At 45.6% G+C, this 11,948-nt stretch carries 12 protein-coding genes and 1 pseudogene; 4 read left to right on the plus strand and 9 right to left on the minus strand.

The annotated features are described in order from the left end of the window. Positions 1-149: 149 nt before the first annotated feature. Together QUA47_RS01235 and QUA47_RS01240 are read right to left on the minus strand one after the other, a co-directional pair. Positions 150-1,265 (minus strand): fatty acid desaturase, encoded by a 1,116-nt coding sequence (locus tag QUA47_RS01235; RefSeq protein ID WP_333429390.1) that lies wholly within the window; start codon positions 1,263-1,265, stop codon positions 150-152. Between the two features lie 597 nt (positions 1,266-1,862). Continuing rightward, positions 1,863-2,045 (minus strand): hypothetical protein, encoded by a 183-nt coding sequence (locus QUA47_RS01240; protein WP_333429391.1) that lies wholly within the window; start codon positions 2,043-2,045, stop codon positions 1,863-1,865. Positions 2,046-2,132: 87 nt separating this feature from the next. Here QUA47_RS01240 and QUA47_RS01245 point away from each other — a divergent pair, with 87 nt between their 5' ends. After that, positions 2,133-2,360 carry a hypothetical protein gene (locus tag QUA47_RS01245; protein ID WP_333429392.1) on the plus strand — a complete coding sequence of 76 codons (228 nt, stop codon included), beginning with the start codon at positions 2,133-2,135 and terminating at the stop codon, positions 2,358-2,360. Between the two features lie 101 nt (positions 2,361-2,461). Then, positions 2,462-2,929 (plus strand): hypothetical protein, encoded by a 468-nt coding sequence (locus QUA47_RS01250; protein WP_190734193.1) that lies wholly within the window; start codon positions 2,462-2,464, stop codon positions 2,927-2,929. 101 nt (positions 2,930-3,030) lie between these two features. On the opposite strand, the gene QUA47_RS01255 is transcribed toward QUA47_RS01250, so the two are convergent. From QUA47_RS01255 to QUA47_RS01270, 4 genes are all read right to left on the minus strand, one after another. Next, entirely contained in the window at positions 3,031-3,297 is a 267-nt protein-coding gene (locus QUA47_RS01255) for a type II toxin-antitoxin system YafQ family toxin (RefSeq protein WP_333429393.1), read from the minus strand. A gap of 2 nt (positions 3,298-3,299) precedes the next feature. After that, positions 3,300-3,506, minus strand: coding sequence for a hypothetical protein (locus QUA47_RS01260; RefSeq protein ID WP_333284565.1), 207 nt, complete (start codon positions 3,504-3,506; stop codon positions 3,300-3,302). Between the two features lie 113 nt (positions 3,507-3,619). Then, positions 3,620-4,729 carry a glycine oxidase ThiO gene (gene thiO, locus QUA47_RS01265; RefSeq protein WP_333429394.1) on the minus strand — a complete coding sequence of 370 codons (1,110 nt, stop codon included), beginning with the start codon at positions 4,727-4,729 and terminating at the stop codon, positions 3,620-3,622. Between the two features lie 151 nt (positions 4,730-4,880). After that, positions 4,881-5,219: a 2Fe-2S iron-sulfur cluster-binding protein gene (locus QUA47_RS01270; RefSeq protein WP_333429395.1), complete on the minus strand. Its 339-nt coding sequence runs from the start codon at positions 5,217-5,219 to the stop codon at positions 4,881-4,883. 75 nt (positions 5,220-5,294) lie between these two features. Between QUA47_RS01270 and cimA the strand changes: the two genes are divergently transcribed. Next, a complete protein-coding gene (gene cimA, locus QUA47_RS01275) occupies positions 5,295-6,950 on the plus strand; it encodes a citramalate synthase (RefSeq protein ID WP_445302474.1) in 1,656 nt (551 codons plus the stop codon). A 209-nt stretch (positions 6,951-7,159) separates the two neighbouring features. Here cimA and QUA47_RS01280 read toward each other — a convergent pair. The 3 genes and pseudogenes from QUA47_RS01280 to QUA47_RS01290 form a co-directional block, all read right to left on the minus strand. Next, positions 7,160-7,752 (minus strand): annotated as a pseudogene (locus tag QUA47_RS01280) (IS1 family transposase); the annotation flags it as partial. Positions 7,753-7,895: 143 nt separating this feature from the next. Beyond that, positions 7,896-8,864, minus strand: coding sequence for an SPFH domain-containing protein (locus tag QUA47_RS01285; RefSeq protein ID WP_333429396.1), 969 nt, complete (start codon positions 8,862-8,864; stop codon positions 7,896-7,898). A gap of 102 nt (positions 8,865-8,966) precedes the next feature. Further along, positions 8,967-9,398: an NfeD family protein gene (locus tag QUA47_RS01290; protein WP_333429397.1), complete on the minus strand. Its 432-nt coding sequence runs from the start codon at positions 9,396-9,398 to the stop codon at positions 8,967-8,969. Between the two features lie 337 nt (positions 9,399-9,735). Here QUA47_RS01290 and QUA47_RS01295 point away from each other — a divergent pair, with 337 nt between their 5' ends. Beyond that, positions 9,736-11,931, plus strand: a complete 2,196-nt coding sequence (locus tag QUA47_RS01295) for a protein phosphatase 2C domain-containing protein (protein ID WP_333429398.1) — start codon at positions 9,736-9,738, stop codon at positions 11,929-11,931. Positions 11,932-11,948 lie beyond the last annotated feature (17 nt).

The raw sequence follows: 11,948 nt of genomic DNA on the forward strand, positions 1-11,948 counted from the left end.
TCGCGGTTAAACCAGCCCTATCCATCTAATGTTTATTTGTAACCACCTACTTAACTAGGAAAGTTAGGGTTGAACTTTATCCCACTAACTGCATTCCTAATCATAGGATTTTGGTGCTAAAAAAGCCACCAAATTTATTGCAACCGATTTTAATTAGCTACCTTACTGAAGGGGATTTCTTGTTGTTGTTGCCATAATTTAATCGATTGCAGACTATCTGAAGCAGCATCCCAAAGAATGAATTGGAAGCAGTCAGGAATATCGCGAATTGTTAGGGATTTTGAATTAGCAAGCAGGTGAATATTAGCATTGTGACAGGCCTGAAGATTATAGTTAGGTATCCGCTCAGAGAGATGATGAATATTGTGGTAAGCAATATCAGCCGAAAACCAATTGAGAAGAGTTGGTAATTTTAGGTAACTACTGCCTTCTATTGCGCCAAGAAGATAGTCCCAACCCTCGGCTTTATGAGCGTAGGAACCGTCAAAATTATGCTGAACAAAGAAAATACAGATAAATATCGCTGCTGAACAGGTCATGACAATTGAGTAAACACTCCAGAAAAAGCCAAAACCAAGTAAGTGGCTCAGATAAATCCAGCTACCAACAACACAAATATTGTTGAACAGTAAATCCCAAAACTCAGCCGTCGTATACCAATGTTTGGATTTATAAGAAGCAATGATTGCAGATAAACCCATGCCTAAATCTTGATTTAGACAAGCAAAAATATGTCTGATAAAACCAGTAATTCCCAAGATTAGCGCGAGTCGTGGCTTAATAATTAGATAGAAAAAACCACCGGGAAACAGCATCAATGGGTGTCTGAGTAACTGATACATCTTTTGACTAAAGGGGCTTAGCGCCGCAAATTTTTCGGTGGATATCAACGCCGAAGGGCCTCGGTACATATCCCAATTACCATTATGTTTGTGGTGATAAGCGTGTCCCCTCGACCAGGGGTACTGAGGAATCGCATTGATAATACCTAGCAGAAAACCCATAAGGCGATTGACTTTTTTGGAACTAAAAAGAGAATAGTGTCCGCAATCGTGCATCAAAGAGAAACAACGTCCTGAAAAAAGGGTCATCAACACCATTATGGGCGGGAGCAGGAATACAGAAATGGCAGCAGCTTTAAAGGCTAAAAACCATAAGAATGTATAAGGAACCACTGTATTGAGTATTTGGCAACTAGCTTTCAAGTTGTTGCTCTTCATATAAGGAGCTAGCACAAAATCCGACTTTTTGATCGCGGTTTTCATTCAGTATATCTATGGTGTGTGGAGAATTGCTTAGCTTACCATCAGGAGAAGCTGGCTATTTTGGGCAGGGTTTTATTGCAGGTAATTGGGTGAATTGCGGTTGAAAATTGACCCATAGTTTACAAAATTGCTGATAATATTTAGTTCATTAGCTCCTCTTTTTTGTGGTTTAGCCAAGCTGAAGCTTATCCCCGCTTTGACGTACTTAATCATAACAAAATGCGGTACTAATTGCTAATCATTGCCGCCAATTGAGTTGTATTTTCTCCTTACCTGTTAGGAGAATAATAATTTATTGGGTGGAATTTTATGTCGCCATGATTTCAAGCAAAGGTGAGATAGGGGATGGCTCTATTAACCGTCGTTGCAAATGATCATCTTTGCTAGACAATTAATTCAGTTAGGAATGGTAAGTGATGGAGAACCGTATCAACCTGCCACTTCAAAGGTGGATTGATAGGCAGATTTACATGACAAATCACCAGGCATCAACCAGGCATGAAAAATCCATTTCAAGCAGTGTATCCAATGGTCAGCATATTTTGGTGAATGAACAGATTCTGTCAATACCCAAAGCTACCTTGCCGCTTGTTATTTTCAACTCGCATTGGTTTCTTGCTGCAGCACTGTAGCAGACTTTACCATATTTTTCAGCGCGGGAACAGTCTGCAATAAAGCATCTGTCTCTAATTTCCCAGTAAAAAATGCTTTCAGGGCTTTCTTTATTTCCCGGTTGTTACCAATCCGAGGATATTCCCATGTCTCAGCGAGAATCGTCATAACTCAACTTTGTTTGCAGAAAAAACTGTGAAGCCTGTCAGCCGCCGAACAAATCGCTGCATCGGAAGGCATTAATATGATTGTTGGTTGCACGATCGACTTTCGGTGATGTATGCCGCTATTTTTGCTTGCATCGTCTGTGCCACACTTTACCGTACCGGGTTCTACCCCAACTCGATCGCAGGTTCAAAATTTTGGCTACTGGCGAAAATTTGTTATTGGCGGGCTATAGGGGCGATCGACAAACGGCTCATCTCGGAAACCAAAGCTGACACAACATCCAGAACCGCAGAGGATTTTGGCTCAATTCCTTGAAAATAGAATTTGAGGAGCGATCGCAATTGCCTGCGTTTTTTGTGTTCGGAGATAGCTCTGATTTGCTACAATCTAATCGCACACGCGACTAGAAATGGGTTATGACCGAACTATTAGATGAGACGCTTTCTATTGAAATGGCCGCTCGCATCAAAAGCAACCGTAAAAACTGCTTTGACAACGCCTGTAAAGCAGCGTTAGCCACCGAGGGCGCGATTTATGTTCAAGGCTTTTTAGCCGTGCCGGGAGTGCCATATAAACCCATTGAATATAGCTGGATTGAACTCGACGAGCGAATTGTTGACCCAACCTTTCCCCATCTCGGTTTCATCGCTCAAGACATTCATTACTTCCCAGTCCAGCGCTTCAGCGTCAAGAAACTCAAAGCAATCCTCGAAGAATCAAAAGAAGATTATCCTGAAGACGACCCGCTGCCGATTTATGGCAATCAACCTTATGAATATTACGGCGATTTGATGTTAGGCGGTAGCGATTACCAAAATGCTTACGATTTGGCTGCCGCTAAATGCAGGGAATTAAACCAACCCAAAAAACAGGATGCGAACTAATTCAAGACTTACCAAAAAATGGTTTGGCGCGCTACTTACAGCGGTAAGGTGTGTAGTGTGCGCCCTACAGAGACAGATTACTGTAGCAAGTGTTGTGTCGATTAATATACTTCATCATGACTTCCCAAATCTACAAACACAGCTTTTCCGTCTTCTGTAAAGTAGAAAAGTACCCTTTCGTCGTAATCTACGCTAAAACTCCAAAACTCCTTGAGCCTACCGGACAATTTATGAGTTTTTAAGCTTGGTTCAAACGGCTCTCTGATGAACTGTTCCAGCTTTTGCCAAAACCTCGCCTCCAAATCAGCATCGCCTTTGATCCGCTTGTTGAAAGCACGCTTGAATGAAGAACTGAAACTGACTTCCACGATTATTCCTCTATCATTACTCTGAGTTCATTGATGTTAGCGAAAAATTTCAGTTCACCTTTTTGTTCTTCAATTTGCGCTGACTTAAAGTTTTGATACATCTCTTCGCGACGTTCTTCCCGGAGATATTGCTTCAACAACAGTTGAAGCTCTTGCTTCTCGTCAGTAGAAAGATTCTTGATCGTCTCGACCACATCACTGAAAGTCATAACTTACAAAACCGTATTGTGCTGATTAGATTATAGCAAAAAATATCTTTTTGGTTGAGTTTCGTTTTTCGTTACCCGGCTCTGCCTCGTCTTAAAAAAAGCAAAAAATCTCACTATTTAGCATTTTCCAACTTCCAAGATTCAGGAAACCTCGAATAATGAAAAGCAGCCAATAACGGATCTAACTTTTGCTCCCACATCAAATCAGCCAACAATTTAGCCGTCACCGGAGCCAACAAAATGCCATTGCGGTAATGCCCCGTAGCCCATGTCAAATTCTCCCAAGCACTAGCACCTAAAATCGGCCATTCATCAGGAGTAGCCGGCCTAAATCCCCACCAAAACTCCAAAATTGGATAGTTTTGTAATTCGGGATATAACTTAATCGCTCCTGCTAGCAAACTTTGCATTCCCGCAGGCGTATTTCCCGGCGTGAAATCGACATTTTCGCTAGTTGCGCCAATAATAATTCTGCCATCTTGACGCGGCACAATATAAATGCCAGTCCCGAATAGAACAGTTTGCAGGGGCTGGATAACTCCACAATCTTCTGGTACACATACTGACAGCATTTGTCCCTTTCTGGGAAAAACAGAAATATCTAATAATTTCTCAGACCAAGGACCCGCCGCCAAAACATAACGGTCTGCTTGGAATTTTCCTGCTGTTGTTTCAATGCCAACAACTCGGTTTCCCTGCCGAATAATTTCCCCGGCATTGCCTTGAATAATCTCAATCTGCAATTCTTTAGTTGCGGCCTGAAGCGTCCGAAATAAAGCGCGGTTGTCTACTTGAGCGTCGTCAGGATACCACCAACCGCCAATTACTTCTTGACCTAATCCAAACTGGTGCTGGCGAACAGTATCTCTGTCCAACCATTGAGAGTTAAGGGTTGACAAAAGTGGCTTTTCTTGAGGCTCATTTTGACACACTGGCGCGAGAATTCCCGAACGCCAATACCCCGTTTTCAATCCGGTAATATTCTCTAGCTGTTCCACCCAGGCGGGATACAGTGCGCGGCTTTGCAAGCACAAATCCAGCATCGGACTGGGGGGAATTCGTTCGGCTTGCGGGGCAAGCATTCCAGCAGCAGCCCGGGCCGTCGGTTGTTTAGAATCGGCGGTAAGAACTGCGACAGATGCCCCTCGCAATTTCAGTTCTACTGCTAGCGAAAGGCCAATTATTCCGCCGCCAATAATCAGAATATCTTTAGATGAATTCATTAACTTTTATATGGACTTTCTGGCTTTTTTGACCTCTCGGGTTTCTTTATGGTAAGGTGCCCCGTCTGCACCTTACAGTTAGAATTCTTGCACAAGTCTTACAGATTATCTGGCAAGGCGATCGTCCTATCTGCCTTCCTTAACAAAAAATCTATGCTTGGGGTTTCCAGACAGTTTCAGAACCTTGACCCCAGAAACCCTCATATTTTGTCACCTTAATATCGCCTAAAACCTTGGTTTGGCAGGACAAACGGCGATTGGAGGCGGAAGAATGGGGAGGAACCGAAAGGCGGGCTTTTTCGCGCCACTGGGACTCGGAAACTTCGCCCTCGACGGTGACGGCGCAGGTGCCGCAAGTGCCGAAGCCGTGGCAGTTGATGACTTTGGCGTTGCCGTTGTAGAGATCGATGCCGTTTTTGAGCAAAACTTCACGGAGATTCGCTCCGCGATCGCACTCAAATGTTTTTCCTTGCGCTTGTACCTTGACCACAGCAATTTACCCCAGTTAGATTTATGTTAATTTTCCTATATATTATCGCATTAAATTCAAATAAATTCATCTAATATGGTAAGTGATATATTACCAATTTCTCGATCGCAATTTCCCATGACAAATCGGCTCTGGATCTACGATACCACGCTGCGAGACGGTGCTCAGTGTGAGGGACTCTCCTTATCTCTCGAAGACAAACTGCGAATTGCTCGGCAGTTAGACAGTTTAGGAATTCCCTTTATTGAAGGCGGCTGGCCGGGGGCGAATCCTAAAGACGTACAATTTTTTTGGCGTCTCAAAGAACAGCCCCTAACTCAAGCAGAAGTGGTAGCTTTTTGTTCGACTAGGCGGCCGGGAACTACAGCAGCTAATGATGAAATGTTGCAGGCTATTTTGTCCGCCGGTACTCGCTGGGTGACGCTGTTTGGCAAGTCGTGGGATTTGCACGTTATTGAAAGTTTGAAGACGACGCTAGAAGAAAATCTGGCGATGATTCGAGATACAATTGAATATTTGCGGAGTCAGGGAAGGCGCGTTATTTACGATGCCGAACACTGGTTTGACGGCTACAAGCACAATCGAGATTATGCTATTAAAACTTTAGAAGCGGCGGCGGATGCCGGTGCAGAATGGCTGGTGCTTTGCGATACTAACGGGGGTACTTTACCTCACGAAGTCAGTCAGGTTGTTCGCGATGTTTTAGCAGCTTTAGGAACCAATCGCGAAGTACCTGTGCAGTTAGGAATTCATACTCACAACGACTCGGGAGTTGCAGTTGCTAATGCTTTGGCTGCTGTGCAGGAAGGGGTGACGATGGTACAGGGAACTATTAACGGTTACGGCGAACGCTGCGGCAATGCCGATTTATGTTCCTTAATTCCTAATTTTCAGCTAAAGTTGGGTCATAATTGCATTGAAGACGAGCAATTAGTTAAATTAACTCAAGTAAGTCGATCGATCAGCGAAATTGTCAATCTTGCTCCCGATGATCATGCTCCTTTTGTGGGTCTTTCGGCTTTTGCTCACAAGGGCGGAATCCACGTATCGGCTGTTGAGAAAAATCCGTTAACTTACGAACATTTGGAACCGGAAAAAATTGGCAACAGGCGGCGAATTGTGATTTCGGATCAAGCGGGTTTGAGCAATGTTTTGGCAAAAGCGCGCACTTTTGGAATGGATCTCGATCGCAAAAATCCTGCTTGCCGCCAAATTCTAGAAAAATTGAAAGATTTGGAAAGTCAGGGATATCAATTTGAGGGTGCTGAGGCGTCTTTTGAATTGTTAATGCGGGAAGCCTTGGAACAACGGCCGCCGTGGTTTGAAATTAAGGGATTTCAAGTCCACTGCGATAAGGTTGGCGAAGATTGTACGGCTTTGGCCACGGTCAAATTGTCAGTAAACGGTACAAATATTTTGGAAGCTGCCGAAGGAAACGGCCCGGTTTCGGCTTTGGATGCGGCTTTGCGGAAAGCTTTGGTGAATTTTTATCCGGCGATCGCCCATTTTTACCTGACAGATTACAAGGTGCGGATTCTGGACTCCGGTGCGGGAACTTCGGCTAAAACTCGCGTGTTGGTTGAGTTTAGTAACGGTCAAGACCGCTGGACGACTGTGGGGGTTTCTGGTAATATTTTGGATGCTTCTTATCAAGCGGTTGTTGAGGGTTTGGAGTATGGTTTGGTGTTGGGAGATAGGGAGGCGATCGTTTTAACTGTGTCGAGTTATTAGGTTGACGGCGAAGAGAAGTTGCCTGAATATCGATGTTTAAATAGATACCAGGCGATTTCAAGATAGAGTTAGCCAATTTAAAAAGGGTGAAATCTGAGATTTTGCATCATTCTCAATAAGGCTTTTATGGGCTGGCTCTAAGATCCCACCCACAAGAAATTCATTCTTTGTGGAACAGGCCCGAAAGCTTGTTAAAGGAGAATGGTGCTCTGGGCGTGAGTCAAACCCAACCTCGGATTAATCGGGTTTCCATCGGGAATAAACATCGGGTAAACTTTCGGGTTATCCGTCACATAAAAATAGCATTTACCTTTACTAACTACGTCCCATAAAGGTTTAAATGTTTTGTTACTATGCTCTCCTAGTACCCATCCTCACATACTTGTTTTTAACTGATATACCGCTGTCTAAAGCCAAACTTTGTTTTTTGTGAGCCGACGAATGTTTCTAATTATCCAATTTCGGTAATTGTCTGTACCTCATGAAAATTGGCCAGGAGTTATCCTAGTTGTTTGATCCAATTCATAATTGTCGTATGATGTACACCTTTGACTCTTTCAATCTCCCTTAACCCCATGCCATTAACATACATTTTTAGGCATTCGTCTTTAACTTCTTGAGGATAACCTCTGTGAGGTTGATAGCAGTCTATAAATTGTCTCCCACAGTTAACACACAGGTAGTTCTGCTTACCTTTTTTTCGCCCATTTTTATTGATATGAGTTGACTTACATTCAGGACATTCCCTAGAAGATGACTTGTGTTGAATTGTTTTTTGTGAATTGTTATCAGAATCAATCATATCTTAATTCAGCAACGCCGATTATTTAACAATGTGCTGCGTGATTGCACAATCATTTTTGTTATTTATGGTAACTCTGTAGGAGCAATTTCATCCCTCATACAGAGTTACCAGTCTCTTTCAATCGCCCATTCTAGCTAAGACTACTTTTTCGCCTCATTATTATTACCTTCCCCCACTATCGAGCGCATTCCTTCGAGCGTCGCCGGAATGCTGCGCGGGTCCATAAACATCACCTTGCTGCTGTCGCTGGTGCCAATTTTTAGACCCATATCTAGATAGTTTTGAGCTAACAAAAATTGTAAAGCTTCCCGGGCCGTGGGGTCATTTTGCAGAGTTTTGCTGATGATTTGCAAGGCCTCAGAAGTAGCTTGAGCTTTCAAAACCTGACTTTGGCGTTCTGCTTGAGCTTTCAGGACGATCGCCTTTTGTTGAGCTTCCGCCTCCAAAATAGTCGCTTTTTGGCGCGCTTCTGCATCCAGAACTTGCGCTTCTGCTTTACCTTTGGCGCTGTTAACTGCTGACTCGCGTTCGCCCTCTGATGTCAGAATTGCCGCCCGCTTGCGTCGATCGGCTGCCATCTGCAATTCCATCGATTCCTGTACAGTTTTAGAAGGGATAATATCGCGCAATTCTACCCGCGTTACTTTCACTCCCCAAGGATCGGTAACAATATCTAAATCTCTGAGCAAGATTTCATTAATTTGAGAACGAGCAGTAAAGGTTTGTTCGAGATCCAGTTGACCCATTTCGGCGCGAATTTGAGTCAGCACCATATTTACCATTGCTGACTGGAGATTTTCTACTTTGTAACAAGCTTTTTCCAAGTCTACAATGCGCCAGTAAACCACAGCATCAACCGTGAAGGAAACGTTATCCCGGGTGATACAAGCTTGCGGAGGAATATCTAAGACTTTTTCGCGAATTGTTTGCTCGTACACGACGCGATCGAAAAACGGCGTGACAAAATTCAAACCGGGTTCCAGTTTCTTGCCGCTGTATTTACCTAAAGTTTCCACCAGCGCTTCATTTCCCTGATTGATAATCTTGACTGAACCTGCGAGGGCTGAGCCGCCGAGCGCTAAAAATACAAGTAAAAAAAATTGTTCCACGGTCGCCTCCTATAAATATAGAGTGTTGACTGTTGACTGTTGACTGTTAAATGTTGACTAATGACTAACTACTAATTGGCTGTGATTAATTACGCATTTTGTTTAAGAATGCAAGAGATTTTCTGGCAAAACTATCAGAGTAGTGCCTTTCCGTCCGACGACAATTACGTTTTGGTTGGGGGGGATAGTGGCCTTCGTGTCTTCGCAGCGAGCTTGCCAAGAATTCCCCTCATAAATGACTCGGCCGGCTTCTCCGGGGGGAATTTCTGTTAAAGTTTTTGCTTCGTGAGAATCTGCGATCGCCCTTGCGTTGCCTTGTGGTATCAACCGCCGAGACAGCAGCACAAAAACTGTCGAAAATACCATCCACAGGAATATTTGTAAATTAACGTAAGGTAGAACTAGAGAGCATCCAGCTACGGCGAAGGCGCTCAGTCCCATCAGAAAAGCGACAAAAGCAGTCGGGAGAAATAGCTCTGCCAAACACAGCAAAGACCCAGCTAGCAGCCAAAGGAGCGTCGGAGTCCAGATCATAAAAAGAATAGGTGATACTATTTAGATCTTAGATTGGAAATTTAAGATTTAAGAAATGCAAACAACTGACTGTGCAAGGGTTTGCGACTTGCTGGCCCTCATAGCGATTTTTCGCGCAGCGGTACCAGGTTGAGGCTTCCATCGTACTCCAAGTCTGAGTTTAGTAACTTAAATTACAATTTAAGCCGGTGCAGACTGGCAGAAACTACAATTTCTACGGGCCCAAAGGCAGTTAAGAAATTGATAGGGGCTAAAATCAGTTTATTCTCAAGCTCATGAATTTGGGCTTGCGAATCATATATCTTCAGAATGTTTTTATTACACAAACTATTTCGATATGATCAGCAGTTTCTCCGAACCCATTTATTGCCCGAATCTTAGCTGTCCAGATCCCCGTAATACCTTTGGGCGCCAGCACTGTGCAGCGTGCGAAACGGATTTAATTTATCGCTATGTGTGGGTGGTGGGGCAAGCAGCCGAGGAAGTGCCGACGGGTAAGGTAATAGCCGATCGATACTTTGTCATTGCACCCCAAATCTGGCTCGACAGCCGTCCAGTTCTGCCTCCCAGCGTCCCGGAACAACTGCCGGATAGCATTATGCCTTACCTGCATTTGTATCCCCAACGGCTGCATACGCCGGAAGTATACGGTTTTTGTTCCCTGGGGGAAGCACCGGAAGCGGAAGAGGTGCTGTTGTTGGAAAATGTGCCCATCAATAATTTCGGTCGCCTGTATCCTTCTATTTTAGAATCTTGGTCGGGGACAAGCGCCGCGCGCCAAGTTTACTGGCTGTGGCAAATGCTCCAACTGTGGGCGCCGCTGTCGGAACAGGGAGTCGCTTCGAGTTTGCTGGTACCGGAAAATTTGCGGGTGGAAGGTTGGCGGGTACGCCTGCTGGAACTGCACCGGGGCAATTTTGTACCGACGCTGCGGGATTTGGGAGATGTGTGGTCAGGTTTGGTGGAATCAGCGCAACCCGAGGTGCAGGCGAAACTCGGAGAGATTTGTCAGTTTATGCGCCGCAGCAGCATGAATTTCGAGGCGATCGGCCTGGAACTAAACGATTTACTATTAGAACAAGCCGCTAAATTGCCTCTGCACTTAGAAGTAGTCGGCATGACTGATACAGGGCCGCAGCGCTCCCAAAATGAAGACAGTTGCTATCCGGTTGCTACTGATTTTCAATCTAGCAAAACTTCAGGGAACGACAAACTAATTCCTTACTTGACAATGGTTTGCGACGGGGTTGGAGGCCACGAAGGAGGAGAAGTTGCCAGTCAATTAGCCGTGCAGTCCCTGAAAGCTTTAATCCAAAATTTGCTCGCAGAAATTGCTGAACAAGAAGAGTTGATGACGCCAGCAATGGTCATCAAGCAACTCGAAGAAATAGTGAGAGTTGTGAATAATGTGATTTCCGCTCAAAATAACGAGCAGGGAAAAGAGTTGCGACAGCGGATGGGGACAACTTTGGTGATGGCCCTCCAGTTGCCTCAAAAAGTGAAAATTTCCGAGGATTTGCCCTCGAATAACAGTCACGAACTTTATTTAGTCAATGTTGGAGACAGCCGGGCTTATTGGATTGGCAAAAATTACTGTCACCGGCTGACTGTGGACGACGACGTAGCCTCAAGGGAAGTCCAGCTAGGACACTGTTTGTACTGGGAAACTCAACTGCGAGCCGATGCAGGAGCCCTGACTCAAGCTTTGGGCACGCGGGACGCCGATTTCCTGCGCCCGACGATTCAGCGATTTATTGTCGAAGAGGAAGGCTTACTGCTGCTGTGTTCCGACGGTTTGAGCGACAACGACTGGGTAGAGCGCTCTTGGGAGAATTACGGCCCAGAGGTGCTCGAAGGCAAAATGTCTTTGGAAGCCGCGGTTCAGTCTTGGATTCGTCTCGCCAACGAGAAAAACGGTTATGACAACACCTCCGTGGTGGCGACTCACTGTCGGATGTCGCCGGAGAGATTGGTACTGTTTGATCCGGCGGTGGCGTCAGCGCCAGTGTCAGCGCCAGTGTCAGGCTCGGTGTCGCTGCCGCCGTCCCTGCCGCGATCCCTCCAGAAGTCCGGGAGGATTCCTGAATCTCAGCTTTCTGAATCGTCCAAACAGTTGTTGTACCCCGACACTTCCCCCGCCCCGGAACCCGTTCAAAAACGGCGATCCAAGCTTCCGCTGCCCCTACTGGGGCTGTTGGGGCTGATATTAGCCGGCGGCGGTTTAGGTTTGTGGGTGCAAAGCCTCCAAAGCCCGCAGCCAGAGCCCGAACAACTTCCGCCACCGCCGGAAACTCCCGCCCCGAGTCCTTCGGAGAGTCCCTCGCCCGGGGCGGAGAGTGCCTCGCCGTCGCCCGAATCGAGCCCTGCGGAAATTCCCTCGCCCGGGGCCGAGAGTCTCTCGCCGTCGCCCGAATCGACTCCTGCGGAAATTCCGCCACCCGAAGCGGAAACTTCTTCGCCGTCGCCGGAATCGACTCCTTCGGAGATTCCGCCGCCCGAAGAAGCGGAACCTCCTTCGCAATCACGGGAGTAAAAGAGATTGAATTAAGC

Source organism: Microcoleus sp. MON2_D5, assembly GCF_036701905.1.
Taxonomy (GTDB): Bacteria; Cyanobacteriota; Cyanobacteriia; order Cyanobacteriales; family Microcoleaceae; genus Microcoleus.

Excerpts from the sequence above, each read along its gene's own strand:
- QUA47_RS01235 (WP_333429390.1), bottom strand. The coding sequence starts at position 1,265 with ATGAAAACCGCGATCAAAAAGTCGGATTTTGTGCTAGCTCCTTATATG.
- QUA47_RS01240 (WP_333429391.1), bottom strand. The coding sequence starts at position 2,045 with ATGACGATTCTCGCTGAGACATGGGAATATCCTCGGATTGGTAACAAC.
- QUA47_RS01250 (WP_190734193.1), top strand. The coding sequence starts at position 2,462 with ATGACCGAACTATTAGATGAGACGCTTTCTATTGAAATGGCCGCTCGC.
- QUA47_RS01260 (WP_333284565.1), bottom strand. The coding sequence starts at position 3,506 with ATGACTTTCAGTGATGTGGTCGAGACGATCAAGAATCTTTCTACTGAC.
- thiO (WP_333429394.1), bottom strand. The coding sequence starts at position 4,729 with ATGAATTCATCTAAAGATATTCTGATTATTGGCGGCGGAATAATTGGC.
- cimA (WP_445302474.1), top strand. The coding sequence starts at position 5,295 with ATGGTAAGTGATATATTACCAATTTCTCGATCGCAATTTCCCATGACA.
- QUA47_RS01290 (WP_333429397.1), bottom strand. The coding sequence starts at position 9,398 with ATGATCTGGACTCCGACGCTCCTTTGGCTGCTAGCTGGGTCTTTGCTG.
- QUA47_RS01295 (WP_333429398.1), top strand. The coding sequence starts at position 9,736 with ATGATCAGCAGTTTCTCCGAACCCATTTATTGCCCGAATCTTAGCTGT.